This is a genomic window from Ramlibacter monticola (assembly GCF_016722785.1).
Lineage (GTDB): Bacteria > Pseudomonadota > Gammaproteobacteria > Burkholderiales > Burkholderiaceae_C > Ramlibacter > Ramlibacter monticola.
This window is the reverse complement of sequence record NZ_JAEQNE010000001.1, coordinates 813665-839786: the sequence shown is the minus strand read 5'-3', so window position 1 is coordinate 839786 and position 26122 is coordinate 813665. Positions and strand designations below refer to the sequence as shown.

Genomic DNA, 26122 nt, shown 5'->3' with positions numbered 1-26122 from the left:
CAATAGCAACGGTGGCGAGCGGTCCATGCTCCACCAGGTCATCGACCGCCGCCTTTCGGGCAAGAACAAGTCCATCGGCAACCGCGAACGCTTCCTGCGCCGCTACAAGGAGCAGATCAAGGAAGCGGTGCGCAAGGCGGTCGGCGACCGCAGCATCCGTGACATCGAGGAAGGCGCGGACATCACCCTGCCCCGGCGGGACGTGTCCGAGCCGACCTTCGGCCACGCCCCCGGCGGCAGCCGGGAACTGGTGCACCCGGGCAACCAGGAATACATCCGCGGCGACCGCATCCAGCGGCCGCAGGGCGGCGGCGGGGGCGGCTCGGGCGGCAGCGGCGCGTCGCAGGACGGGCAGGGCGAGGACGACTTCGTCTTCCGCATCTCCCGCGAAGAGTTCATGAACTACTTCTTCGACGACCTGGCGCTGCCGCGGATGATCCGCACGCAGCTGCTGGCCGACGTCCCGGAGTGGAAGTACCGCCGCGCCGGCTTCGTCTCCGAAGGCAGCCCGAGCGCCCTGCACATCGTGCGCTCCATGCGCACGGGCCTGGCGCGCCGCATCGCGATGGGCGGCGACGCCCGCGTCGAACTGCGCCGCGCCGAGGAGCAGCTGGAGGAAGCCGAGCGGAGCGGCATGCCCGAGAAGGACCTCGCGCTGCTGCGCGAGGCCGTCGCCGAACTGCGCGCCCGCCTCAAGCGCGTGCCCTGGCTGGACCCGTTCGACCTGCGCTACCGCAACCGCGTGCGCGAGCCCATGCCCACCAGCAAGGCGGTGATGTTCTGCCTGATGGACGTGTCCGGCTCGATGGACGAATCCCGGAAGGACCTCGCCAAGCGCTTCTTCATCCTGCTGTACCTGTTCCTCTCGCGCCACTACGAGAAGACCGAGGTGGTGTTCATCCGCCACCACACGCAGGCGGCCGAAGTGACGGAAGACGAGTTCTTCCACGCCACCGAAAGCGGCGGCACCGTGGTCTCGAGCGCGCTGACGCTGATGAACGAGATCATCCGCCAGCGCTACATGGGCAGCGAGTGGAACATCTACGGCGCCCAGGCCTCCGACGGCGACAACTGGCAGCAGGACTCGTCCAAGTGCCGGGAGCTGCTGGACAACAAGATCCTGCCGCTGGTGCGCTACTACGCCTACGTGCAGGTGGCCGACGAAGACCAGAACCTGTGGGAGGAGTACACGCGCGTGCGCGATTCCAACGCCCACTTCGCCATGCAGAAGATCTGCACCCCGTCGCAGATCTTCCCGGTGTTCCGTGACCTCTTCAAGAAGACGCCGCAGGCCGCATGAGCGCGCCGGGCCGCCCCAAGCGCGAATACCGGAGTGCGCAGCACGAAGGTACTCCAGTGCTCCCCGCCCGGCCGCCCGAAGGGGCTCGTACCGCAATGCGTAGCATGAAGGTTATCCTGTGACTGAAGCTGAACTCCTGACCCCGACGGACGTCCGGAAGGACGAGACCAAGCGTCTGCCCAGCCCCTCCGACTGGAACTTCGAGCTGATCGACACCTACTTCCAGGCGATCCGCCGCACGGCGGAGCGCTTCGGCCTGGACACGTACCCGACGCAGCTGGAGCTGATCTCCTCCGAGCAGATGCTGGATGCCTACGCTTCGGTCGGCATGCCGGTGAACTACCGCCACTGGTCCTACGGCAAGCACTTCATCCAGAGCGAGAAGAGCTACCGGCGCGGTCACATGGGGCTGGCCTACGAGATCGTGATCAACTCCGATCCCTGCATCGCCTACCTCATGGAGGAGAACACGATGCCGATGCAGGCGCTGGTGATGGCGCACGCCTGCTTCGGCCACAACTCCTTCTTCAAGGGCAACTACCTGTTCCGCATGTGGACGGACGCCAGCTCGATCATCGACTACCTGGTCTATGCCAAGAGCTTCGTCTCCGAATGCGAGGAACGCTACGGCATCGACGCGGTGGAGCAGGTGCTGGACGCATGCCACGCCCTGATGAACTACGGCGTGGACCGCTATCGCCGGCCGCAGAAGATCTCGATGGTGGAGGAAGAGAACCGGCGCAAGGAGCGCGAGGCCTACCTCCAGCAGCAGGTCAACGACCTGTGGCGCACGCTGCCTACGAAGTCGGGCAAGCAGGCGGAGAAGAAGGCCAGGCGCTTCCCCGACGAGCCGCAGGAGAACATCCTGTACTTCATCGAGAAGAACGCGCCGCTGCTGGAGCCCTGGCAGCGCGAGATCGTGCGCATCGTGCGCAAGATCGCGCAGTATTTCTATCCGCAGCGCCAGACCCAGGTGATGAACGAGGGCTGGGCCACCTTCTGGCACTACACGCTGCTCAACACCATGTACGACGAGGGCATGCTCTCGGACGGCTACATGATGGAGATCCTGAGCTCGCACACCAACGTGGTGTTCCAGCCGCCGGTGACGCACCCCGCGTACAGCGGGATCAACCCGTACGCGCTGGGCTTCGCGATGTTCACGGACATCAAGCGCATCTGCCAGAACCCCACCGACGAGGACCGCGAGTGGTTCCCGGAGCTCGCGGGAACGGACTGGATCAAGTCGCTCGACTACGCGATGCGGCACTTCAAGGACGAGAGCTTCATCGGCCAGTACCTGAGCCCGAAGCTGATGCGCGACCTGCGGCTGTTCGCGGTGCTGGACGACGCGGCGCAGTCGGAGCTGGAAGTCTCGGCCATCCACGACGGGCAGGGCTACCGCCGGCTGCGCGAATCGCTGTCGCGGCAGCACGACCTGGGCTGGCGCGAGCCGAACATCCAGGTGTGGAACGTGAACGCCCGCGGCGACCGCTCGCTCACGCTGCGCCACATCCGCCACAACGACCGCCCGCTGGACAACAGCGCGGAGGAAGTGGTGAAGCACGTGGCGCGCCTGTGGGGCTTCCGGGTCCGGCTGGAGAGCGTGGACGGGCATGATCGGGTGATGCAGCATTGGGAGGTCACGCCTCCGCAGCATCACTAGGCCGGCGTCGGCCTCCCGCCCGCACCTCACCCCCGCCCGCGCGGGGGTGACGCATCATCGACGCCCATGTCCCGCCCTGCCGCCGCCAAGGCGCTTCCCCTCGTCCTCGTCCTCACCCTCGTCTGGGGCACCAACTGGGCGCTGTTCCCCCTCGCCGTGCGCGAGGTCTCCGTCTGGACCTTCCGCGCCGTGAGCCTCACCGCTGCCGGCCTGCTGCTGCTCGCCTTCGCCCGTGCCCGCGGCATGTCCATCGCCATCCCGCGGGCCCACTGGGCCGCCGTGGTCGGCGCGGCCCTCGTGTACCTCATGGTCTGGAACCTCGCGAGCACCTACGCCGCGATCCTGATCCCCTCCGGCCAGGCGGCGATCCTCGGCTTCACCATGCCGATGTGGACGGTTCTGGCGGCATGGGCGCTGTTCGGCGAACGACCGACGCCGCGCATGTTCCTGGCGGTGGCGCTCGCCGCCCTCGGCGTCGGCCTGCTGCTGGTGCCCGCGCGCGCGGCCTACGCGCAGGCGCCGGCGGGCTTCGTGCTCGGGCTCACGGCAGGTCTCGGCTGGGCCCTCGGAACGGTCCTGCTCAAGCGGGCCGCCGTACCCGCGCCGGCGCTGGTTCTCACCGGCTGGCAGCTGCTGATCGCCGCCGGGCCGCTGTGGGTCGGCGCGCTCTGGATCGGCTGGGGCCACTGGTTCGCGCCCTCGTGGCAGTCGATCCTCGTCATCTCGTACATCACGGTGGTGCCGATGGCGATCGGCAACGCCGCCTGGTTCGCCATCGTCGGCCTGCTGCCTGCCAGCGTGGCCGGGATCTCCTCGGTGATGGTGCCCATCGTGGCGATGGTCACCGGCGCCATCGTGCACCGGGAACCGCTGGGGGCCTACCAGCTCGGCGCGATGCTCTGTTGCGGCAGCGCGCTGGCGCTGGCCCTCACGCGCCGGGGAGAGAAGGGCGGGGCGCCCGGCGGCCCACCCGCGGTCCGCCGCGCGGACTCCTAGGCCGGCACCGCGCCGGCGGCGCCGGCGGCCTCGTCCGCGTGCAGCTTCTGCGTCCCCGCCGCCGCCTGGGTGGCCAGTCCGGCGAGCACCGAGATCGGCTCTTGCCGGGTTGGATTGGACCTTGGTCCAATGGTGTGCACTGCAGCAAGACGCGACCATGACGCGAGCCCCGGCGGGGAGCAGGCCATGGGGCAGGACCTGGCGCGCGCGCTCCCGCGGGGCAGACCTTTCTTGCACTGAGGGAGCAGCCATGTCCGATCCCACCCGCCACCTCGCCCGCAGCACCGACCTCGGCGCCAAGGTCGGGCAACTTCTCCAGAAGCGGCTCACCGTCGCCCAGGAACATTTCGCCGCCCGCGTCAAGGAGGCCCGGGAACGCCACGGCGGGGCCGAGGTCCCGTCGGTTACCTCGCCGATGGACGCCTGGAGCGGCGCGGCCGACTACGCGGTCGACTTCGCCCAGCGCTCGGTCCTGTTCTGGGACGCGCTGCGCGAGCGCGGCAACATCTACGTCGACCACACGCGCGCCGGGCTGCCCCCGGTGCTGCACTTCGAGTACGACATGGTGCTCGACGCCCGCACGTTGCAGCGGCCGGTCAACTACGCGCTGGTCCGCATCGTCCCGCCGGAGCGCGTGAAGGTGGACGACACGCTGCGGCCCTACGTGATCATCGACCCGCGCGCCGGCCACGGCCCCGGCATCGGCGGCTTCAAGGACGACTCCCAGGTGGGCGTCGCGATCCGCGCGGGCCATCCGGTGTACTTCGTGATCTTCTTCCCCGACCCGGAGCCCGGGCAGACGCTGCTGGACGTGTGCAACACGGAAGCGCTGTTCGTGCAGCATGTCCGGCGGCTGCACCCCGAGGCCTCCAAGCCGGCCATCGTGGGCAACTGCCAGGGCGGCTGGGCCGCGATGATGCTGGCGTCCTCCAACCCCGATGACACCGGCCCGGTGGTGATCAACGGCGCGCCCATGTCCTACTGGGGCGGCGCCTTCGAGGAAGGCGAGGGCGACAACCCCATGCGCTATGCCGGCGGCATGATGGGCGGCACCTGGCTCGCGTCCCTGACCTCCGACCTCGCCGGCGGCAAGTTCGACGGCGCCTGGCTGGTGCAGAACTTCGAGAACCTCAACCCCGCGAACACCTACTGGGACAAGTACTACCACGTGTTCGCCAACGCCGACACCGAGCCGCCGCGCTTCCTGGAGTTCGAGCGCTGGTGGGGCGGCTTCTACCTGATGAACCGCGAGGAGATCGAGTGGATCACCCGCAACCTGTTCGTGGGCAACAAGCTGTGGAAGGGCGGGGTGCAGAACGGCGAGGGCGGCGTGTTCGACCTGCGCGCGATGAAGGTGCCGATGATCCTGTTCGCCTCCCTGGGCGACAACATCACGCCGCCGGAGCAGGCCTTCAACTGGGTGGCCGACGTCTACGGCAGCACCGAGGAGATCAAGGCGCGCGGCCAGGTGATCGTGGGCCTGTTGCACAAGGACATCGGGCACCTGGGCATCTTCGTCTCCGGCAAGGTGGCCAAGAAGGAGCACGCCCAGATCGTCAACGTGATGGAATCGATCGAGATGCTGCCGCCGGGCCTCTATGCCATGCACATTGCCGAGAGCAAGGGCGGCGACGGCAAGCCGGCCTACGAGGTCAGCTTCGAGGAGCGCAGCCTCGAGGACGTGGCGCGCCACCTGAACCGCTTCCAGCGCGCCGACGAGAAGCCCTTCGAGGCGGTCTCTGCCATCTCCGACTTCAACCAGCGCGCCTACGAGCTGTTCGCGCGTCCGCTGGTGCAGGCCATGTCGAGCGAGTTCGGCGGGCAGATGCAGCGCACCTTCCACCCGCTGCGCATGCAGCGCTGGGCCTGGTCGGACCTGAATCCGGCGATGTGGTGGCTCAAGCCCACCGCCGAGGCCGTGAAGCAGCAGCGCAAGGCGCTGCCGCCGGAGCACGCCCTGCGCAAGAACGAGAAGCTGATGTCCGAGCTCACCAGCGCCGCGCTGGACTACTACCGCGGCGTGCGCGACGCGCTGAGCGAGGCGCAGTTCTTCGGCACCTACGGCAACCTGTTCTCGCTGCACCTCGCCGACCGGGCGGAAGAAAAGGCGGGGCCGGCCGCCGCCGGCGATCCGCGCGAGCTGGCGGAGGTGAAGGAAGCACTGGCCGCCATCGAGGAAGGGGGCTATGCCGAGGCGGCCGCGCGCGCCGCCTTCCTGCTGGCGCGCAAGGGCGAACCCCTGCCGCTGGCGCGCCTGCAGCTGAAGAAGGAACTGCTGGGCGACTACAAGGAGCTGCTGCCGCAGATCCCCATGGACGAGGCCCGCCGCGTCCGCGGCGCGCAGGAGCTGATCGTGCGCTACGCACCCGAGCAGGCGATCCAGACCCTGCCGCGCCTGTTGCGCAACCCGGCGGACCGCGACCGCCTGCTGGCGCTGCTCGATCGCGTGCTGAAGGACGAGCGGGTGCAGAAGCTCAAGCCGCTGCCCGAACAGCTCGCGATGCTGGAGCGCATCCGCACCACGGTGGGCGGCAACGGCCACGCCGCCGCCGTCGCCGCCAGCGGCGGCAAGGTGCGGCCCATCACCACCCGATCTTCCCGGAGGGCATCGTCATGAGCGGCTCCCACCAAAACTACGAGCGCCTGCTGGCGCGGGCGAAATCCCTGCCACCCGTGCCCACGGCGGTCGCGCACCCGTGCGACGTGTCGTCCCTCACGGGCGCCATCGACGCCGCCAGGCTGGGGCTGATCGCGCCCATCCTGGTGGGCCCGGTCGCGAAGATCCGCGCGGTGGCGGAACAGGCCGACATCGACATCTCGCGCTTCGAGATCGTCGACGCGGCCCACAGCCATGCCTCCGCCGCGGAAGCGGTTCGGCTGGTGCGCGAGGCCCGCGCGGAATGCCTGATGAAGGGCAGCCTGCACACCGACGAACTGATGGGGGCCGTGGTCGCCCGCGAGACCGGCCTGCGCACCTCGCGCCGCATCAGCCACTGCTTCGTGATGGACGTGCCCGCGCACGACACGCCGCTGGTCATTTCCGATGCCGCGGTCAACATCGCCCCCACCCTGGAGGACAAGGTCCACATCGTGCAGAACGCGATCGACCTGGTGCACGCGCTGGGCGTCGGGGAGGCGCGGGTGGCGATCCTGTCGGCCATGGAGACCGTCAACCCCAAGGTGCCGACCACGATCGAGGCCGCGGCGCTGTGCAAGATGGCGGACCGCGGGCAGATCACCGGCGGCATCCTGGACGGGCCGCTGGCGCTGGACAACGCGATCGACCTGCAGGCCGCGAAGATCAAGAAGATCGACTCTCCCGTGGCCGGCCGGGCCAACGTGCTGATCGTGCCGGACCTGGAAGCGGGCAACATGCTCGCCAAGAGCCTGAGCTTCCTGGCGGGCGCCGATGCCGCCGGCATCGTGCTCGGGGCGAAGGTGCCGATCATCCTGACGAGCCGCGCCGACTCGGTGACGGCGCGGCTGGCGTCCTGCGCGGTGGCCTCGCTGGTGGCGCATGCGCGCCGCGAGGCGCTGTCGAAGGTGGTGCAGTGAACCGGGGGGGACGAAGCCATGGCTGACGCGATCGTCGTCCTCAACGCCGGCTCCTCCAGCATCAAGTACTCGGTGTTCCTGCTGCGCGGCGCGGACATGGACCTCGCGCTGCGCGGGCAGGTGGAGGGCCTCTACACCAAGCCGCGTTTCGTCGCGAAGGACGCCGCGGGCGAGCTGATCGCCGAGAAGGACTGGGGCGAGGGCGTGAAGCTGGACCACGCCGGAGCGCTGGACCACCTCGTCCCCTTCGTGCGTGAGCACTTCAAGGGGGACCGGCTGGTGGCGGTCGGGCACCGCGTGGTGCACGGCGGCATGCAGTATGCGGCGCCGGTGCGCATCGACGCGCAGGTGCTGCAGGCCCTGCGCGCCTTCGAGCCGCTGGCGCCGCTGCACCAGCCGCACAACCTGGCCCCGGTCGCGCTGCTGCTGGAACGGCAGCCCGCGCTGCCCCAGGTCGCCTGCTTCGACACCGCCTTCCATCGCGGCAACCCCGAGCTGGCGCAGATGTTCGCGCTGCCGGCGCAGTACCACGCCGAGGGCGTGCGGCGCTACGGCTTCCACGGGCTGTCCTACGAATACATCGCGTCCGTCCTGCCGCAGTTGGACGAGCGCCTGGCGCGGGGCCGCACGATCGTGCTGCACCTGGGCAACGGGGCGAGCATGTGCGCGCTCGCGGAGGGCCGCAGCATGGCGAGCACCATGGGCTTCACGGCCGTGGACGGCCTGCCCATGGGCACGCGCTGCGGCGCACTCGATCCCGGCGTGATCCTGTACCTGATGGACCAGCGGGGCATGGATGCGCGCGCGATCGAGAAGCTGGTGTACAGCCAGTCCGGGCTGCTGGGCGTGTCCGGCATCTCCAGCGACATGCGGGCGCTGCTGGCGAGCGAGGATGCGCGGGCGCGCACGGCCGTCGACCTGTACGTGTACCGCATCCGGCGCGAGCTCGGCTCGCTGGCCGCTGCGCTGGGCGGGCTGGACGCGCTGGTGTTCACCGGGGGCATCGGCGAGAACGCGTCCCTGGTCCGGCACCGCGTCTGCGAGGACGCCCGCTGGCTGGGCGTGGAGCTCGACCCGGCGGCGAACACGAAGGGCGGACCGCGCATCAGCGCGGCCGGCAGCCGCACGGCGGCCTGGGTGGTGCCCACCAACGAGGAGCTGATGATCGCGCGCCACACGCGCGCGATCATCGCGGCCGCCTGAGAGATCGGACCGGAGGGAGAGAGCACGATGCAGGTTCCCACCCCGCCCCTGAAGGGCATGAAGGCGCTGGTGGTCGGCGTGGCCAACGAACATTCGATCGCCTACGGCTGCGCGGCGGCCTTTCACCAGCTCGGCGCCGAGCTGGGGCTGACCTACCTGAACGAGAAGTCCCGCTCCTATGTCGAGCCGCTGGCGCGCAATCTCGACGCGCGCTTCCTGCTGCCGCTGGACGTGTCCACCCCCGGCGAGATGGAAGCCGTGTTCGAGCGGATCGCGAAGGACTGGGGCCGGCTGGACATCCTGGTGCACTCGGTGGCCTGGGCGCCCAAGGAAGACCTTCAGGGCGGCCTGCTGGATTGCAGCGCCGAGGGCTTCGGCAAGGCCATGGACGTCTCCTGCCACTCCTTCATCCGCATGGCGCGGCTCGCCGCCCCGCTGATGAAGGAGGGCGGCACGATGCTGGCCATGAGCTACCACGGCGCCCAGAAGGTCGTGTCCAACTACAACGTCATGGGCCCGGTGAAGGCGGCGCTGGAGGCCAGCTGCCGCTATCTCGCGTACGAGCTCGGGTCCAGGGGCATCCGCGTGCACCCGGTCTCGCCGGGGCCCTTGAAGACGCGCGCCGCCTCCGGGCTGAAGGACTTCGACCTGCTGCTCAACGAGGCGATGCACAAGGCGCCGGTGGGCGAACTGGTGGACATCATGGACGTGGGCTTCGCCTGCGCCTACCTGGCCACGCCGTACGCGCGGCGCATCACGGGCGGCACCGTGTACGTCGACGGCGGCGTGCACATCATGGGCTGACATGCGGGCCGACAGCGTCGACGGCGGGTCCGGCTTCGGCCAGGCGCTGGCCGCCCTCTTCGGCAGGCTCTGGAGTTCGGGGGCCGACGAGGAACCGGACCAGGACCGGGGGCTCGTTGCCGAACTCACGGACACCATCGTCGACACGGTGGAGCCCAGGGTGCGCGCCCGCGGGGATTACCGGGAGCGGCTCGCGCCGAGCGTGCGTGCCACCATCGCCTACCTGCGCGAACTCGGACGCCTGCCGCTGGACCCGGTGCCGCTGGCGCGCGCCAGCTGGGGCCCCGATCCCTGCATCAATGCGTTCTTCGGCCGGGCCGAGGATATCCCGGCCTTGCTGGGCCGCAGCCAGGAGCTGCGGGCCTTCTTCGAGACGAACGCGATGGCGACGGAGGCCTTCGCGCTGCTGGGCATGCAGCGCGAGGAAAGGACGGTGTTCGCGCCGAGCATGGAGAACGGCGTGCTCACGCAGGACGTGCCGCAGACCACGGTCAACTTCACCGGCCACAGGCTGTTGTCGCCTGCCGCGTCCCTGGAGCAGGTCCGGGAGGAAGCCGGCAAGCGCCTCATGCTGCGGCTGGCGCAGCTGACGCTGGCCCGCGTCCTCGAGGCCGACGAGCAGGGCGCGCCGGATGCCCAGCACAAGCACCTGCAGGCCATCCGCTCGCGCCTGCTGAAGCAGGTGCGCGACGGCGTGGGGAGCTTCTCCGAAGACCCGACCGTGCTCGCGCGGCGGATCGAACGGGCGCGGCTCGATCTGGACCACGCCATGGATCCGAAGTCCAGGCTCGCCACCCTGGACGGCAGCCTCGCGCTGATCGAGGAGGTCTTCGGCCACCCCACGAAGCATGTCGCCCTGGAACGGACGCAGCTCCACCTGAGCCGGATGAACGTGAAGGTGAAGCCAGGCAGTGCCGAACCGCACCAGGTCCTGCAGCTCGCCGAGCTGCGCGTGGGCGAGCAGCTGAAGGCGGTGATCGCCTTCGTGCGCTGCCCGCGCTCCGAGCTGCCGGCCCGCAAGGACCTGCTGGCGCAGGCCGAGCGCTTCCTCTAGGAGCACCCGCCGCGGCGCTGCTACATTGCGGCCCACCGGGCGCAGCCCGCGAGGAGACGCCATGTACGCAACGCAATTGTTCGCCGGCCAGCGCATCCTGGTCACCGGCGGCGGCACCGGCCTGGGCCGGGCCATGGCCGAACGCTTCCTGGAACTGGGCGCCGAGGTCGCCATCTGCGGCCGCCGCAAGAGCGTGTGCGACGAGACGGCCGCGGCCTGGCGCGAACGCTTTCCCGGCCGGCGCGTCGACACCTTCGGCCTGGATATCCGCGTGCCGCAGGCGGTGGAGGAGATGGTGCAATCCCTGTGGGAGGGCGGCGGCCTCACGGGGCTGGTGAACAACGCGGCAGGCAACTTCATCGCGCCGACCGAATCGCTGTCGCCGCGCGCCTTCGACGCGATCGCCAACATCGTCTTCCACGGCACCTTCTACGTGACGCAGGCCGTCGGCCGGCGCTGGGTGGCCGAGGCCAAGGCGGGGCAGTGGACGCCGGAGCGCCCCTGGCGCAGCGTGATGAGCATCATCACCACCTGGGTGGACAACGGCAGCCCCTACGTGGTGCCCTCGGCCATGAGCAAGGCGGGCATCGAGGTGATGACCAAGTCGCTGGCGGTCGAATGGGCGCGCCACGGCGTGCGCCTCAATGCGGTCGGCCCCGGCGAGATTCCCACCGAGGGCATGAGCAAGCGGCTCAACCCGGGCGAGGAGCCGGGGGCGCGCAGCCGCGCGCGCAACCCCATGGCGCGGCCGGGAAAGCTGGTCGAGCTGCAGAACCTCGCGGCCTTCCTGATGGCGCCGGGGCAGTGCGACTGGCTCACCGGCCAGAGCATCATGATGGACGGCGGCAACGCGCTCGCCACCGGCGGCAACTTCTACGAGCTGCGCGAATGGAGCGATGCCGACTGGCAGGCCGCGCGCGAGCGCATCGAGGCGCAGAACGCGAAGGACAAGGCGCAGCGCTGATCGCGTGGCGGCCCGCATGCGCACCGCCGGGTGGCTCTCCGCGCTCCTCTGCCTCGCGCTGGCGGGCTGCAGCGTCGTGCGCGGCACCAAGCTGCTCGCGCCGACCGCCTTCGGGCTGGAGCGGGTCACGCCGGAGCTGTACGTGCAGGCCGGCACCGACGCCGCGACGCGGGAGTCCCTGCGGCAGGCGATGGAGCGGGCCCGCGCCGCCATCCGCGCCGGCTACGGCGGCGTCGCGTCGCGCCCGATCGTGCACGCCTGCGTCACGGAAGCCTGCTACGAGGGATTCGGCGGCATGGGGTCCGTCGCCAAGGTCTACGGCGACCGCATCCTCGTGTCGCCGCGCGGCCTGGACTGGCATTTCATCGCCCACGAGTGGTCGCACGCGGAACTGCACGAGCGCCTCGGCTTCCGCGCGGCGCTGCGCCTGCCGCAGTGGTTCGACGAGGGCGTGGCCGTGGCCCTGAGCGAGGCGCCCCCGCATTCGGAGGCGCACTGGCGCTTCCTGGTGGACTCCGGCGTGCGCCGGCCCTCGCCGGTGCAACTGCGCGAGTTCCGCACCCGGCGCGAATGGCTGGATGCCGTGGGGGCCTACGGCGAGGCGGGCAACGCGGAGCGCAGGGCGCGCGGCGAGCCGGAGATCCGGCCGGTCTACGCCGCGGCGGGGCACGAGCTGCGGCCCTGGCTGCGCCAGCGCGGCGTGCCTGGCCTGCTGGCCTTCATCGCCGACATGCGCGCCGGCGAGGCGTTCGACGCCGCCTGGCTGCGGCCGCCGCCCTGAGCGCCGGAAGGGGCCGCCTCAGGTCCGGATCACCGTGATGTGCTCCGTCCCGCTCTCCGGCAGCCACACCTCGCCCTTGCGCCCGAGGATCTGCCGCACGTTCGCGCTCTCGCGCGGCAGCGCATGCCGCTCGAACTTCTCGCTCGCCAGGTCGAAGGACCAGATCGCGTTGCCGCCGAAATCGCTCACCCAGGGCCGGTCGCGGTCGTCCACGTACACGGCGTAGATCATCGGGTTGCCGCCCGGCACGCGCCAGGCGCGCCAGGCCTTGCTGGCCGGGTCGTGCATGGAGAGCTGGCCGCTGTTCCATTCGCTCACCCAGATGCGGCCCTGGCTGTCGCTCCAGACGCGCCGCGCCCCCTGGCCGCGCGTCGGCGGCTCCACGATCCGCGAGTCGCCGGTCTTGCGGTCGATCTGCGCGATGTAGGAGCCGGCCAGCGAGCACCACCAGACCTCGCCCGACGGCGTGGAGCAGATGCCGTACGGGCCGCGCCCGCGCGGCGCTTCCTTCACCGTGACCTGCCCGCTGCGCACCGCCACGCGGCCGACGTAGCCGCTCTGCCCGGTGAACCACAGATCGCCGTCGCCGTCGAAGGCGCAGGTGTTGAGGTTCGTGTAGGACGTGCCGGCCGGCAGCGGGAAGACGGTGACGGCCCGCTGCGGCCAGGTCACCCGCACGATCGCGTTCTGCCCGCCGTCGGTGAGCCAGGCCGCCCGGTCGGGACCCTGGATGACGCCGTGCGGCGAAGAGCCGCGCCCGAGCGCGACCAGCTCGGTGCGGCCGGTCGCGGGTTCGAACCAGCCCAGGTGCCCGCTCGCCTGCGCGCTGAACCAGACGCCGCCATCGGGCGCCGGCGCGACGTCGTGGATGCCGGTGCGCGTGGACGTGGCGAGCTTCCACGACTGCATGGAGGGCCTGGCCTGCGCGTGCACCGGCAGGGGCAGGCAGGCGGCGGCGAGCGCGGCCAGCACCGGCCGCCGGGTGGGATGCGTGGACATCGGGGGCTCCTGCGGAACTGCGCAGGCATTCTGCGCCGCCGCGGCGCCCGCCTCAAGGGACCAGGCCGACCACTTCGATGGCAGGCTCGCCGCCCGCCGTGACGCTGCGGCGGCCGAAGGCCGCCGTCTCGGCGAACGCGGCCGCCACGGCCCGCGAGACGGCGATGCGCCAGCCGCTGGCGGCCGCCGTTTCCTCCAGCGCGCTCACGAGGTTCATGGTTTCGCCGGGCACCGGCGCCTGGCCGTGATCGCCGTGCAGCCCGTCGTTCACGGTGACGATCGCGATCGGGCCGGCGTGCAGGCCGAGGGTGACCGGCCGCTCGGGCGGCGCGGCCCTGGCGAGGGTCACCGCGGCGCGCAGGACGCGCAGTTCCACCGGCGTCGGCATGGCGGCGTCGCCGGCGAACACGGCGATCACCTTGCCGCCATAGGGCAGGACGTGCAGGGCGCCGAAGAGGTAGAAAGTATCCAATGCACTCTGCTGCGCGTGCTTGAGGCGTTCGGCGAGCGCGTTCGGGTCCTGCTGCAGCGTGCTGCCGAGCAGGTCCGCCAGCAGCACGAAGGCGTGCTCGTAGCGCACGTCGGCCCCGGGGGCGACGCTGCGCTTCCAGCGCGCGTTGATCTCGCGCTGCAGCCGCGACTCGTACTGGCGGCCCAGCGTTTCCTTCTGTTCCTCGAGCGCGTTCTCGACCATGCCGGACATGGAGTCGATGAATGCTTTCTGCTGCGCCTGCCGGCGCGCGAGCACCGCCGCGATGGCGTCGCACAGCTCGTTGGGGCGGTAGGGCTTGGTGAGGTAGTCGTCGGCGCCCGACGTCATGCCCTGCCGCATGTGCTCGCGGTCGGACATGGCCGTGAGCAGGATCACCGGGAGGTTGACGAGGCCGGGGTCGGCGCGCAGCGCCGCCACGACCTCGTAGCCGCTGATGCCCGGCATCATCACGTCGCAGACGACGACTTCCGGCGGGGACTCGCGCACGGCGGCGAGCCCCTGCTCGCCGTCCGCGGCTTCCCGCACCTGGTGCCCGGCTTTCCTGAGCGCGAAGCTCGCGATCATCCGCTGGGCGACGTCGTCCTCGATCAACAGCACTTGCGCCATGAGCGCATTGTGGCCGAGATCAGATCACGCCTTGCGCCAGCATGGCGTCCGCGACCTTGACGAAGCCGGCGACGTTGGCGCCGTCCACGTAGCTGACGGAACCGTCGTCGCGGCGGCCGTGCTGCACGCAGGCTTCGTGGATGCCGCGCATGATGCCCAGCAGGCGCGCGTCGACTTCCTCGCGCGGCCAGGACAGGCGCATGGCGTTCTGGCTCATCTCCAGGCCGGAGGTCGCCACGCCGCCGGCGTTGCTGGCCTTGCCCGGCGCGTACAGCACGCGGGCCTGCTCGAACACCTGCACGGCGCCCAGCGTCGAGGGCATGTTGGCGCCCTCGGCCACGCACAGCACGCCGTTCTTGACCAGCGTTCGGGCGTCGTTCTCGTCCAGCTCGTTCTGCGTGGCGCAGGGCAGGGCCACGTCGACCTTCACGCTCCAGGGCCGGATGCCCGCGTGGAAGTTGCTCTTGGTGCGCTGCGCGTAGTCGCTCACGCGGCCATACAGGTGGTTCTTCACCTCCATCAGTTCGGCCAGCTTCCCGGTGGTGAAGCCGTCCTCGTCGATCACGGTGCCGCTGGAGTCGGAGACGGTGACGACCTTGGCGCCCAGAGCGAGGGCCTTCTCGATGGCGTACTGGGCCACGTTGCCCGAGCCCGAGACGCTCACGCGCAGGCCTTCGAAGCTGCGGCCCTGGCGCTGCAGCATCTCCTGCGCGAAGTACACGGTGCCGTAGCCGGTGGCTTCCGGACGGATCAGCGAGCCGCCGAAGGCCAGGCCCTTGCCGGTGAACACGCAGTCGGCGCGGTTGCTCAGCTTCTTGAACATGCCGGCCATGTAGCCCACCTCGCGGCCGCCCACGCCGATGTCGCCGGCCGGCACGTCGGTGTCGGCGCCGATGTGGCGGTACAGCTCGGTGATGAAGGCCTGGCAGAAGCGCATGACTTCGCCCGGGCTGCGGCCCTTGGGATCGAAGTCGCTGCCGCCCTTGCCGCCGCCCATGGGCAGCGTGGTGAGCGCGTTCTTGAAGGTCTGCTCGAAGGCCAGGAACTTCAGGATGGAGGCGTTGACCGAGGGGTGGAAGCGCAGGCCGCCCTTGTAGGGGCCGATCGCGGAGCTGTGCTGGATGCGGAAGCCGCGGTTGACCTGCACGTCGCCGTGGTCGTCGACCCAGCTCACGCGGAACTGGATCATGCGCTCGGGTTCGACCAGGCGGTCCAGCAGGCCGTGCTCGGCGTATTTCGGGTGGCGGCCGATGAAGGGCCACAGGCTTTCCATCACCTCGCTGACCGCCTGCAGGTATTCAGGCTGGCCGGGGTTGCGGTCGGCCACGTGGGCCAGGAATTCGTGTACGGACTGGTATTTCACTTGGCGGGGTCGATGAACTGAACCCTTCATTATTTGCCGGATCGCGAGGCGCCGATTCCGAGGGGCTATTCGTTTGCCACAAGCGTCACATCGCGGCGAAAAAGGCTCTTTTCCTGCATTCCGGCACGACGAGGGCGGGAGGGTCTGCAGGCACGACGAAAACCGGACAGCCGGACGCAGAGGGCGCAAAGGGTACGCGGAGGATGCAAAAAGGAACATCCGTCCGCAAAAGAAAGGTTCTTTCGCCGATTTCCGGGGGACGGATGCGGGGAGTCCGCGGGTGCGTGCAGTGGCTTTCTTGCCGGACCAGAGCGGGGCTGTCCGTCTCTGCGACTGTCCCCCGGCGCGGGTGAGAACCGCGCCCCGGGTGGGTGCAGCGTCCGCGCCTCCTCCTTTATGTCGCCGAGCCGGACAGCCCCGCTCTGGTCCTGTGCCGCGCCAGGTTCGTGTGCAGCGGCTCCGGTGACGCGTGCCGCAAGCCGTGCGCCGCTAGAAGCAGGTGCGCGATGGGAACTGCCTGATTCGCGCGCTGCGCAGGCCCGTCCTGGTCCGGCCCACTCGCAACGAAGCGAGCCAGCGCATGACCGCGCCAATTCGACTTCAGTCCGCGCCCCACATCTCCCGGGCGGTCTCCACCACCAGCCGCAGCTTGTTGCGCTGGTCGTCGACCGCGATCAGGTTGCCGTGCACCGTGCTGGAGAAGCCGCACTGCGGCGACAGCGCGAGCTGCTCCATCGGCGCGTACTTCGCGGCCTCGTCGATGCGCCGCTTGAGTTCGTCCTTGTCTTCCAGCTGGCCGAACTTGGTGGTGACCAGGCCCAGCACCACCGTCTTGCCCTTGGGAAGGTAGCGCAGCGGACGGAAGTCGCCGGAGCGGGCGTCGTCGTACTCCATGAAGTAGGCGTCGATGTCCATCTCCTTCAGCAGCGCCTCGGCGACCGGCTCGTAGTTGCCGGCGGCGGCATGGGTGCTCTTGAAGTTGCCGCGGCACAGGTGCATGGCCAGCAGCATGCCCTGCGGCTTCTGCGCCACCACCTTGTTGATGAACTTCGCGTAGCGGTGCGGCAGTTCGTTGGGATCGTCGCCGCGCTGGCGGGCGGCTTCCCGCATCTTGTCGTCGCACAGGTAGGCGAGGTTGGTGTCGTCCATCTGCACGTAGCGGCAGCCGGCGTCGTACAGCGAGCGCAGCTCGTCGCCGTAGGCCTTGGCCACGTCGTCGTAGAAGGCCGGCTCCAGCTCGGGATAGGCCTCCTTGCTGATGCCCGCGCGGCCGCCACGGAAGTGCAGCATGGTGGGCGAGGGGATGGTCACCTTGGGCGTGCGGCCGGCGGACACCTGCGACTTCAGGTACTCGAAGTCGGCCCTCTGGATGTCCTTGGCGTGGCGCACCTTGTCGATCACGCGGATCACGGGCGGCGCGAGTTCCTCGGTGCCGTCGGGTTTGCGGATGGTGACCGGCACGTCGGTCTTCACGCCACCGAGCTGCTCGAGGAAGTCGATGTGGAAGTAGGTGCGGCGGAACTCGCCGTCGGTGATGCCCTTGAGGCCCAGGTCCTCCTGGAACTTCACGATCTCGGTGATGGCCTGGTCTTCCACCTTGCGCAGCTGGGCGGGGGTGATCTCGCCCTTCGCCTTCTGCGCCCGCGCTTCCAGCAGGTACTTGGGGCGCAGGAAGCTGCCGACGTGGTCGTAGCGGGCAGGGAGTTGCATCATGGTTGTCGTCTCCGGAACGAGGATGGTCAGAGGTCGAGGACGAGGAGGGGTCCTTTCGCGCGCGAGCAGCACGGCAGGAACTGGTCGTGCTTCGCCTTCTCCTCCTCGGTGAGGTACAGGTCGCGGTGCTCGCATTCGCCCTGCAGCACGCGGGTGAGGCAGGTGCCGCACACGCCCTGCTCGCAGGACGTGAGCACCTCGACCCCGTGGGCCTGCAAGGCCTGCACCACGGTCTTGTCCGCGGGCACCTCGTAGGTGGCTCCGCTGCTGGCGAGCTTCACCTGGAACGCGCGGTCGCCCGTCGTATCCTGCGGCGCCGCCCCGAAGTATTCGAGGTGCACCTGCTCCGCAGGCCAGCCCTGGCGCTGCGCGGTCTGCACGACCCGGTCGATGAAGCCCGTGGGTCCGCAGACGTAGAGGTGCGTACCGGCCTCGGGGGCGCGCAGCGCCGCGTCCAGGTCCAGCTTCTGGGCCGCATCGCCGTCGTCGAAGTGGAAGCGCACGCGGTCGGCGTAATCCGAGGAGGCGATCTCGTCGCGGAAGGCGGTGCGTTCGGCCGAGCGCGTGCAGTAGTGCAGTTCGAACTCCGCGCCCGCGGTGGCCAGGCGCTGCGCCATGCACAGCAGCGGCGTCACGCCGATGCCGCCCGCGAACAGCAGCGTGCGGCCGGCGTGCACCAGCGGGAAGTGGTTGCGCGGCTCGCTGATGCGCAGCGTGTCGCCTTCCTTCACCCAGTCGTGCATCGCGGTGGAGCCGCCGCGCGAGTTGGCGTCGCGCAGCACCGCGATGCGGTAGCGATGCTGCTCCGCCGCGTCGTTGCACAGCGAGTACTGGCGCGTGAGGCCGCCGGGCAGCTCCACGTCGATGTGCGAGCCGGCGCTGAAGCCGGGCAGGGCGGAGCCGTCCGGCTTCACCAGCTCGAAGCTGGCGATGTCCAGCGCTTCCTGCCGCCGCTTCGCGACCTGGACGGTGATCTGCGTCATGCCGGCGCCCGTTCGGCCGCGACCAGCCGGTCGATGATCTTGCGCGCCTGCACGCCGCCCGCATCGATGTTGAGCATCAGCAGGCGCCGGTCGGGGTACTGCGACAGGTTGCGCTGCTGCGCCTCCAGGATCGCCGTGTCCTCGGCGAACACCTTCGCCTGGCCGTCGCGGATCTGCGCGGTGAGGTTGCGGTCCTTCGGGTTGAAGTTGCGGGCCATGCCCCAGAAGTACCACATGCTCGTCTCGGTCTCGGGCGTGAGGAAGTCCACCACGATGGAAGAGACCTTGTCCTTCGCGTCGGCGTGGTAGCCGCCCTTGCCGGCCAGCGCCACGCCCACCTCGATCATCACGTGGCTGGGCGGGACGAAGTGGCACACCTGCCAGCGGTCCACCGGCTGGTCGTCGGGCAGGTGGTTGCCGCGCAGGTTGGCGCGCCAGAAGGGCGGCGCCATCACCTTGTCCATGAAGCGGCTGGTGACCACGCGCTCGCCCTCGGTCTTCGTGGTCACCGGCACCTGGTCGATCTCCTTCTGGCCGATGCTGCCCGCGTGCACGTAGGTCTCGTGCGTGAGGTCCATCAGGTTGTCGACCATGAGGCGGTAGTCGCACCTCAGGTGGTACAGGCCGCCGCCGTAGGCCCAGTCCGGGTTGTCGGCCCATTCCAGGTGGTGGATCTTCGCGGGATCGGCCAGCGCCGCATCGCCGGTCCAGACCCACACGAAGCCGTAGCGCTCCACCACCGGGTAGGCGCGGATCTTCGGGAAGCCGCCGACGCGCTGCCCGGGCATGGAGACGGTCTTGCCGTCGCAGCCCATCACCAGCCCGTGGTAGCCGCAGACCAGCTGGCCTTCGCAGACGCGGCCGAGCGACAGCGGCGCGCCGCGGTGCGGGCAGAAATCCTCCACCGCGGCGACCTGGCCGTCGCCGGCCCGGTAGAACACGATCTTCTCGTTGCAGACGGTGCGCCCCAGGGGCTTGTCATCGATCTCGTCGGGGGTGCAGGCGACGTACCAGGCGTTCTTGGGAAACATGGCGCGGGATTATGGTCACGGCACCTCGCGCTGTATACATGGTGAGGCATTCATTCCGGGTTATCCCTGATGAATATGAAGCCGGTAGGTGGATCCCACCTCACATAATGCGCTTCCATGTATACAGCAGGCGCCTCCGCGCCCGACTCGCAGTCCGTGAAGGCGCAGCTGCGCCTGCGCGAGATGATCCTGGCCGGCGAGCTGCCGGGCGGCTCGCGCATCGCGGAGCTCCCGATCGTCGAGCGCCTGGGCGTCTCGCGCACGCCGATCCGCGCGGCCCTCATGCGGCTGGAGCAGGAGGGCCTGCTGGAAGCGCTGCCCCATGGCGGCTACGCGGTGCGCACCTTCTCCGAACGGGACGTGGCCGACGCCATCGAGCTGCGCGGCACCCTCGAAGGCCTGGCCGCACGGCTGGCCGCCGAGCGCGGCGTGGCCGAAAGCGTGCTGGCCGAAGCGCGGCTCTGCCTCGACGAGGTGGACGTCGTGCTCGCTTCACCCGCCCTGGACGACGCGGCCTTCACCCGCTACGTGGGCCTCAACCAGCGCTTCCACACCCTCCTGGCCGAGATGGCCGGCAGCGCGGTGCTGGCGCGCGAACTGGAGCGGGTGGTGAACCTGCCCTTCGCCTCGCCCTCCGGCTTCGTCATCGTGCAGGCCGACTCGCCCCGGGCGCGCGACATGCTCGTGGTGGCGCAGGACCAGCACCGCCAGGTGCTGGAGGCGATCGCGCAGCGCGAGGGCGCGCGCGCCGAAGCCCTCATGCGCGAGCACTCGCGGCTCGCCCAGCGCAACCTGCGCGAGGCGATGCGCACCCCGCACCTGGACCGGATGCCGGGCGTGCGGCTCATTCGTCAACGGTAATATCTCCCCCGGCGCTATCGCAAAGCGTCATAACTGCTAGACGCCGGCGCGGTTTGCCGCCGCGGGCCGGACGCTCAGAATTCGCACCACGCCGCACGCAGGCGGCTTCGCCCGCGGCCGTGACCAATACCAAGAGGAGATCCATCGCCATGCAGAAAAGAACCCTTCTCCAGGCCGCGGCGGCCGTGGCCCTGCTGGGCGCCAGCGGCCTGGGCCTGGCGCAGGACAACGTCTTCAAGATCGGCCTGGTCCTGCCGATGACCGGCCAGCAGGCCACCACCGGCCGCCAGATCGAGGCCGCCGCCCGCCTGTGGATGGCGCAGAACGGCGACACCGTGGCCGGCAAGAAGGTGCAGCTGATCGTCAAGGACGACACCAGCCTCCCCGACCAGACCCGCCGCCTGGCGCAGGAACTGGTCGTCAACGAGAAGGTCAACGTGCTGGCCGGCATGGGCATCACGCCCTCGGCGCTGGCGGTGGCGCCCATCGCGACGCAGTCGAAGACGCCGCTGGTGGTGATGGCCGCGGCCACCTCCAGCATCACGGAAGCCTCGCCCTACATCGTGCGCACCAGCTTCACGCTGCCGCAGGTCTCGGTGGCGATGGCCGACTGGTCGCCGAAGAACGGCATCAAGAGCGTGGTGACGCTGGTGACCGACTACGGCCCGGGCCTGGACGCGGAGAAGTACTTCAGCGAGCGCTTCCTGTTCAACGGCGGCAAGGTGCTGGAGAAGCTGCGCGTGCCGCTGCGCAACCCGGACTTCGCGCCCTTCCTGCAGAAGGTGCGCGACCTGAAGCCGGACGCGCTGTTCGTGTTCGTGCCGTCCGGCGCGGGCGCCGCGGTGATGAAGCAGTTCGGCGAGCGCGGCATGGACAAGGCCGGCATCCGCCTGATCGGCACCGGCGACGTGACCGACGACGACCAGCTGAACGACATGGGTGACGTGGCCCTGGGGGTGGTCACCTCGCACCACTACTCGGCCTTCCACCCCTCGCCGGCCAACAAGAAGTTCGTGGCCGACTTCATGAAGGCCAACAAGAACCTGCGTCCCAACTTCATGGCCATGGGCGGCTACGACGGCATGCGCGTGATCTACGAGGCGCTGAAGAAGACCGGCGGCAAGGGCGGCGGCGACGCCCTGGTCGCGGCCATGAAGGGCCAGATCTTCGAAAGCCCGCGCGGCCCGGTGTTCATCGACGCCCAGACCCGCGACATCGTCCAGAACGTCTACCTGCGCAAGGTGGAGAAGAAGGACGGGCAGCTGTACAACGTGGAGTTCGACGTCATCAAGGACGTGAAGGATCCGGGCAAGTCGAAGCAGTAACGACCTGGCCTGGCTGTTTCCCTTTCCCCTCCGGGGAGAGGGCAGGGCAGGGGCTGCGCGCACCGGCCCTTCCCCCCAGCTCCCCTCCCCCGGCCTTCCCATGCTCACCATCCTCTTCGACGGCATCGCCTACGGGATGCTGCTGTTCGTGCTCGCCGTCGGCCTGGCCGTGACCATGGGCCTGATGAATTTCATCAACCTGGCGCACGGTGCCTTCGCCATGACGGGCGGCTACATCACCGTGCTGCTGATGCAGCGCCTCGACGTGCCTTTCCTCGTGTGCCTGCCGCTCGCCTTCGCCGGCACGGCGCTGCTGGGCGCGGTGCTGGAACGCACGCTCTACCGGCCCCTGTACCGCAAGCCGCACCTGGACCAGGTGCTGTTCTCGATCGGCCTCGTGTTCATGGCCGTGGCGGCGGTCGACTACTACGTGGGCTCCACGCAGCAGATCATGCAGCTGCCGCAGTGGCTCAAGGGCCGCACCGAGATCGGCTCGCTGGGCATGGGGCACTACCGCCTGTTCATCATCGCGGTGTGCGCGGCGCTCACCGTCGCCCTGCAGTTCGTGCTGGCGCGCACCCGCTTCGGCAGCCGCCTGCGCGCCTCGGTGGACGACCAGCGCGTGGCCGCCGGCATGGGCATCAACGTGAACCTGGTGTTCCTCTCCACCTTCGCCTTCGGCTCGGGCCTCGCCGGGCTGGGCGGCGCGCTGGGCGCCGAGGTGCTGGGGCTGGATCCGTCCTTCCCCCTCAAGTTCATGATCTATTTCCTGATCGTGGTGGCCGTGGGCGGCACCTCCTCGATCACCGGCCCGCTGCTGGCGGCGCTGCTGCTGGGCGTGGCCGACGTGGCCGGCAAGTACTACATCCCCAAGATGGGCGCCTTCATCGTCTACAGCCTGATGATCGTGATCCTGCTGTGGAAGCCCAACGGGCTGTTCGTGCGGCAAGGCGGCAAGGCATGAAGGCGCAGCAAGACCTGCAGCGGGCCAGCCGGATGAAGCCGTGGGAGCCGGTGCTGTGGCTGCTGGCCTTCGCGGCCCCGTTGCTGTTCCCCACCCACGCGCTGATCGTCAACGAGATCGCCATCCTCGGCCTGTTCGCCGTGTCGCTGGACCTCGTGCTGGGGTACGGCGGAATCGTGTCGCTGGGGCACGCCGCCTTCTTCGGTCTCGGCGCCTATGTGTCCGCGCTGTTCTGCAAGCACGTGCACCCGGACCCGCACCTGGCCCTGCTCGTCTCCATGGCCGCGGCGGCGCTGCTGGGGCTGGCGGCGAGCTTCACCATCCTGCGCGGCACCGACCTCACGCGGCTGATGGTGACCCTGGGCGTCGCCCTGATCCTGCTGGAACTGGCCAACAAGCTCGACTGGCTGACCGGCGGCACCGACGGCATCCAGGGCCTCGTGTTCTCGCCCGTCCTCGGCCGCTTCGAGTTCGACCTCGCCGGGCGCACGGCCGCCTACTACTCGCTCTCGGTGCTGCTGCTCCTGTTCCTCGTGGCGCGGCGCATCGTCCACTCGCCCTTCGGCGCCACGCTGAAGGCGATCCGCGACAACCGCCTGCGGGCCATGGCCATCGGCGTGCCGGTGCACGCGCGCCTGGTCGCGGTCTACACCATCGCCGCGGCCATGGCGGGCGCCGCCGGCGGCTTGTTCACGCAGACTTCCGGCTTCGCGTCGCTGGACGTGTTCGAGTTCCACCGCTCCGCCGACACGCTGCTGATGCTGGTGATCGGCGGCGTCGGCTGGCTCTATGGCGGCCTCGCCGGTGCCGTCGTCTTCAAGCTGATGCAGGACTGGATCTCCGGCATCACGCAGCAGTACTGGGGCTTCTGGCTGGGCCTGTTCCTGGTGGTGCTGGTGCTGGTCGGGCGCGACCGGCTGCTGAAGCCCTGGACCTGGTGGAGGAAGGCGAGCGCCGCACGGCCGCCCGTAGGCGCGGGCCCGCTCCTCCAGGACGGGGGAGGCTCCGAATGAGCGAAGTCGTGCTTTCGTGCCAGGGCCTCGTGAAGCGCTTCGGCGGCATCGTCGCCACCAACGACGTCAGCCTCGAATTGCGCCGCGGCGCCCGCCACGCGCTGATCGGCCCGAACGGCGCCGGCAAGACCACGCTGATCAACCTGCTCACCGGCGTGCTCGACGCCACCGCCGGCCGCATCGCGCTGGAAGGGCAGGACATCACGCAGCTCGCGCCGCACCAGCGCGTGCGCCGCGGCATGGTCCGCACCTTCCAGATCAACCAGCTGTTCGCGACCATGACGCCGCTGGAGACGCTGGGGCTGGTCGTGTCCCAGCAGCGCGGGCTGGGTACGCGCTGGTGGCGCTCGCTGGGCAGCGACCGCGGCGTGGCCGAACGCGCGCAGCAGTTGCTGGAGCAGTTCCACCTGGCCGAGGTGGCCAACCAGCAGACCGAGCACCTCGCCTACGGCAAGCGCCGCCTGCTGGAGATCGCCATCGCGCTGGCCTGCGAGCCGCGCGTGCTGCTGCTGGACGAGCCGGTGGCCGGCGTGCCGGCCGGCGAGCGCGAGGAACTGCTGCAGACCGTGGCCGCGCTGCCGGCGGAGGTCTCGGTGCTGCTGATCGAGCACGACATGGACCTGGTCTTCAGCTTCGCCGACCGCATGACGGTGCTGGTGAACGGCGCCGTGCTCACGGAAGGCTCGCCCGACGAGATCGCGGCCAACCCGCAGGTGAAGGCCGTGTACCTGGGCTACGAGAACGAGGCCATCCATGTCTGAACTGTTGCGCGTGGAGGGCCTGAGCGCCGGCTACGGCGAGGCCGTGGTGCTGCACGACATCTCGTTCGCGCTGGGGCAGGGCCAGACCCTGGCCCTGCTGGGACGCAACGGCACCGGCAAGACCACCCTGATCAACACGCTGGCCGGCGCCACGCGCCAGCATGGCGGCAGCATCGGCCTGGGCGGCGCGGCGCTCCACAAGCTGCCCTCGCACGAGCGCGCGAAAGCGGGCATCGGCTGGGTGCCGCAGGAGCGCAACATCTTCAAGTCGCTCACGGTGCACGAGAACCTGACCGCGGTGGCGCGGCCGGGCGCCTGGACGCCGCAGCGCGTGTACGAGATGTTCCCGCGCCTGGCCGAGCGCAAGACCAACCTGGGCACGCAGCTGTCCGGCGGCGAGCAGCAGATGCTGGCCATGGGGCGCGCGCTGGTGGTGAACCCGAAGCTGCTGCTGCTGGACGAGCCGCTGGAAGGCCTGGCGCCCATCATCGTCAGCGAACTGCTGCGCGCCATCTCGCGCATCACGCGGCAGGAAGGCCTGTCCGCGATCATCGTGGAGCAGCATCCGCTGGCCATCCTCGACATCTCCGACAGCACCGTCGTCCTCGACCACGGCACCGTGGTGCACGCCGACCGCGCGGACCGCCTGCGCAACGACCCCGAGCTGCTGGACCGGCTGCTCGGTGTGGCACGATAGCCCGATGAATCCTCGCAGGAGAATGGCGCTGGCCGGCATGGCCGGCGCGCTGGTGACGCCATGGCTGGCCGCGCAGGGCCGCTGGCCGGCGAAGCCGATCCGCATCGTGGTGCCCTTCGGGGCTGGCGGCGTGGCCGACCTCACGGCGCGCGCCGTGGGGCAGAAGCTCGGCGAACAGCTGGGGCAGGCCATCGTGATCGACAACCGCCCCGGCGCCGGCGGCGTGACGGCGGGCAACGTGGTCGCGCAGGCCGAGCCCGATGGCCACACGCTGCTGCTGGTGAGCAACGGCACGGCGGTGAGCGAAGGGCTGTTCCAGAAGCTGCCTTTCGACGCGCAGAAGGATTTCGCGCCGATCTCCCTGCTGGGCACCTTCGACATCGCGCTCGTCGTGCCGCAGGAGTCGCCCTTGCGCACGCTCGCCGACCTGCTCGCCCATGCGAAGGCCCATCCCGGCAAGCTGAACATCGCGACCGTGGCCGTGGGCAGCACGCAGAACCTGGCCGCCGAACTGTTCAAGACCACCGCCGGCATCGACGCGCAGGTGGTGCCCTTCAACGGAACGCCGGCCGTGGTCACCGCGCTGCGCGGCGGCTCGGTCGATGCGGCCGTCGAGATCCTCGCGCCGGTGAAGTCGCAGATCGCCGCCAAGGCGCTGCGCGCGCTGGCGACCTTCGGCGAGAAGCGGCCGACCGGGCTGCCCGACGTGCCTACGGCCGCCGAGACCGGCGGTCCGCTCGCGGGCCTGCGCATCGCCTCGTGGAACGGCCTGGCCGCGCCCGCCCGGACGCCTGCGCCCGTGCTGCTGCGCCTGAACGCGGAGCTGAAGAAGGCGCTTGCGACCCCGGAGCTGAAGAAGAAGCTCGCGGACCTGAACGTGGATGCGCGCTGGAGCACGCCCGAGGACCTGGGCAACCTGCTCGCCAGCGAGATCCGGCGCTGGAGCGACGTCATCGCGCGGGCGAAGATCCCGCGGCAGTGAAGGAGACC

At 69.9% G+C, this 26122-nt stretch carries 23 protein-coding genes; 17 read left to right on the top strand and 6 right to left on the bottom strand.

From position 1 onward, the window contains the following. The first annotated feature begins 25 nt into the window (after positions 1 to 25). The 10 genes from JJ685_RS03910 to JJ685_RS03865 all read left to right on the top strand — a co-directional run bounded on the left by JJ685_RS03910 (position 26) and on the right by JJ685_RS03865 (position 12323). Entirely contained in the window at positions 26 to 1300 is a 1275-nt protein-coding gene (locus JJ685_RS03910) for a YeaH/YhbH family protein (protein ID WP_201672872.1), read from the top strand. A gap of 118 nt (positions 1301 to 1418) precedes the next feature. Continuing rightward, positions 1419 to 2966 carry a SpoVR family protein gene (locus JJ685_RS03905; protein WP_201672871.1) on the top strand — a complete coding sequence of 516 codons (1548 nt, stop codon included), beginning with the start codon at positions 1419 to 1421 and terminating at the stop codon, positions 2964 to 2966. Between the two features lie 66 nt (positions 2967 to 3032). Next, positions 3033 to 3962 carry a DMT family transporter gene (locus JJ685_RS03900; protein ID WP_201672869.1) on the top strand — a complete coding sequence of 310 codons (930 nt, stop codon included), beginning with the start codon at positions 3033 to 3035 and terminating at the stop codon, positions 3960 to 3962. Positions 3963 to 4212: 250 nt separating this feature from the next. After that, positions 4213 to 6579 carry a DUF3141 domain-containing protein gene (locus JJ685_RS03895; protein WP_201672867.1) on the top strand — a complete coding sequence of 789 codons (2367 nt, stop codon included), beginning with the start codon at positions 4213 to 4215 and terminating at the stop codon, positions 6577 to 6579. After that, positions 6576 to 7517 (top strand): phosphate acetyltransferase, encoded by a 942-nt coding sequence (locus JJ685_RS03890; protein ID WP_201672866.1) that lies wholly within the window; start codon positions 6576 to 6578, stop codon positions 7515 to 7517. Before JJ685_RS03895 ends, JJ685_RS03890 begins: the two co-directional genes overlap by 4 nt. An 18-nt stretch (positions 7518 to 7535) precedes the next feature. After that, positions 7536 to 8720, top strand: a complete 1185-nt coding sequence (locus JJ685_RS03885) for an acetate/propionate family kinase (protein WP_201672864.1) — start codon at positions 7536 to 7538, stop codon at positions 8718 to 8720. 27 nt (positions 8721 to 8747) lie between these two features. Continuing rightward, positions 8748 to 9524 (top strand): enoyl-ACP reductase FabI, encoded by a 777-nt coding sequence (gene fabI / locus JJ685_RS03880; RefSeq protein ID WP_201672862.1) that lies wholly within the window; start codon positions 8748 to 8750, stop codon positions 9522 to 9524. A gap of 1 nt (position 9525) precedes the next feature. Beyond that, on the top strand, positions 9526 to 10578 hold the full coding sequence (locus JJ685_RS03875; protein WP_201672860.1) for a hypothetical protein: 1053 nt from the start codon (positions 9526 to 9528) through the stop codon (positions 10576 to 10578). Positions 10579 to 10639: 61 nt separating this feature from the next. Then, positions 10640 to 11542, top strand: a complete 903-nt coding sequence (locus JJ685_RS03870; protein ID WP_201672858.1) for an SDR family oxidoreductase — start codon at positions 10640 to 10642, stop codon at positions 11540 to 11542. 16 nt (positions 11543 to 11558) lie between these two features. Next, on the top strand, positions 11559 to 12323 hold the full coding sequence (locus tag JJ685_RS03865; protein WP_201672856.1) for a hypothetical protein: 765 nt from the start codon (positions 11559 to 11561) through the stop codon (positions 12321 to 12323). A gap of 18 nt (positions 12324 to 12341) precedes the next feature. Here the strand turns inward: JJ685_RS03865 and JJ685_RS03860 are convergent, their stop codons facing one another. The 6 genes from JJ685_RS03860 to JJ685_RS03835 form a co-directional block, all read right to left on the bottom strand. Then, entirely contained in the window at positions 12342 to 13322 is a 981-nt protein-coding gene (locus tag JJ685_RS03860; protein ID WP_201672855.1) for a Vgb family protein, read from the bottom strand. A 52-nt stretch (positions 13323 to 13374) separates the two neighbouring features. Continuing rightward, the gene (locus JJ685_RS03855) at positions 13375 to 14421 is read right to left on the bottom strand and encodes a response regulator transcription factor (protein WP_201672853.1); all 1047 of its coding nucleotides are present in this window, start codon (positions 14419 to 14421) and stop codon (positions 13375 to 13377) included. Positions 14422 to 14440: 19 nt separating this feature from the next. Beyond that, a complete protein-coding gene (gene gdhA, locus JJ685_RS03850; protein WP_201672851.1) occupies positions 14441 to 15784 on the bottom strand; it encodes an NADP-specific glutamate dehydrogenase in 1344 nt (447 codons plus the stop codon). A 600-nt stretch (positions 15785 to 16384) separates the two neighbouring features. After that, positions 16385 to 17497, bottom strand: a complete 1113-nt coding sequence (locus JJ685_RS03845) for a 5-methyltetrahydropteroyltriglutamate--homocysteine S-methyltransferase (RefSeq protein WP_201672850.1) — start codon at positions 17495 to 17497, stop codon at positions 16385 to 16387. Between the two features lie 26 nt (positions 17498 to 17523). Further along, entirely contained in the window at positions 17524 to 18480 is a 957-nt protein-coding gene (locus JJ685_RS03840; protein WP_201672848.1) for a PDR/VanB family oxidoreductase, read from the bottom strand. Further along, positions 18477 to 19511, bottom strand: a complete 1035-nt coding sequence (locus JJ685_RS03835; protein WP_201672846.1) for an aromatic ring-hydroxylating dioxygenase subunit alpha — start codon at positions 19509 to 19511, stop codon at positions 18477 to 18479. Before JJ685_RS03835 ends, JJ685_RS03840 begins: the two co-directional genes overlap by 4 nt. A gap of 117 nt (positions 19512 to 19628) precedes the next feature. Between JJ685_RS03835 and JJ685_RS03830 the strand changes: the two genes are divergently transcribed. The 7 genes from JJ685_RS03830 to JJ685_RS03800 all read left to right on the top strand — a co-directional run bounded on the left by JJ685_RS03830 (position 19629) and on the right by JJ685_RS03800 (position 26114). Beyond that, entirely contained in the window at positions 19629 to 20372 is a 744-nt protein-coding gene (locus JJ685_RS03830; protein ID WP_201672845.1) for a GntR family transcriptional regulator, read from the top strand. Between the two features lie 149 nt (positions 20373 to 20521). After that, positions 20522 to 21697 (top strand): ABC transporter substrate-binding protein, encoded by a 1176-nt coding sequence (locus JJ685_RS03825; RefSeq protein ID WP_201672843.1) that lies wholly within the window; start codon positions 20522 to 20524, stop codon positions 21695 to 21697. Positions 21698 to 21797: 100 nt separating this feature from the next. Next, a complete protein-coding gene (locus tag JJ685_RS03820) occupies positions 21798 to 22661 on the top strand; it encodes a branched-chain amino acid ABC transporter permease (RefSeq protein WP_201672842.1) in 864 nt (287 codons plus the stop codon). Next, positions 22658 to 23674: a branched-chain amino acid ABC transporter permease gene (locus JJ685_RS03815; protein ID WP_201672840.1), complete on the top strand. Its 1017-nt coding sequence runs from the start codon at positions 22658 to 22660 to the stop codon at positions 23672 to 23674. The genes JJ685_RS03820 and JJ685_RS03815 overlap by 4 nt, the downstream gene beginning before the upstream one ends. Next, positions 23671 to 24435, top strand: a complete 765-nt coding sequence (locus JJ685_RS03810) for an ABC transporter ATP-binding protein (protein ID WP_201672838.1) — start codon at positions 23671 to 23673, stop codon at positions 24433 to 24435. Before JJ685_RS03815 ends, JJ685_RS03810 begins: the two co-directional genes overlap by 4 nt. Next, positions 24428 to 25132, top strand: coding sequence for an ABC transporter ATP-binding protein (locus JJ685_RS03805; RefSeq protein WP_201672837.1), 705 nt, complete (start codon positions 24428 to 24430; stop codon positions 25130 to 25132). The genes JJ685_RS03810 and JJ685_RS03805 overlap by 8 nt, the downstream gene beginning before the upstream one ends. Before the next feature lie 4 nt (positions 25133 to 25136). Further along, the gene (locus tag JJ685_RS03800) at positions 25137 to 26114 is read left to right on the top strand and encodes a Bug family tripartite tricarboxylate transporter substrate binding protein (protein WP_201672835.1); all 978 of its coding nucleotides are present in this window, start codon (positions 25137 to 25139) and stop codon (positions 26112 to 26114) included. The last annotated feature ends 8 nt before the right edge of the window (positions 26115 to 26122 follow it).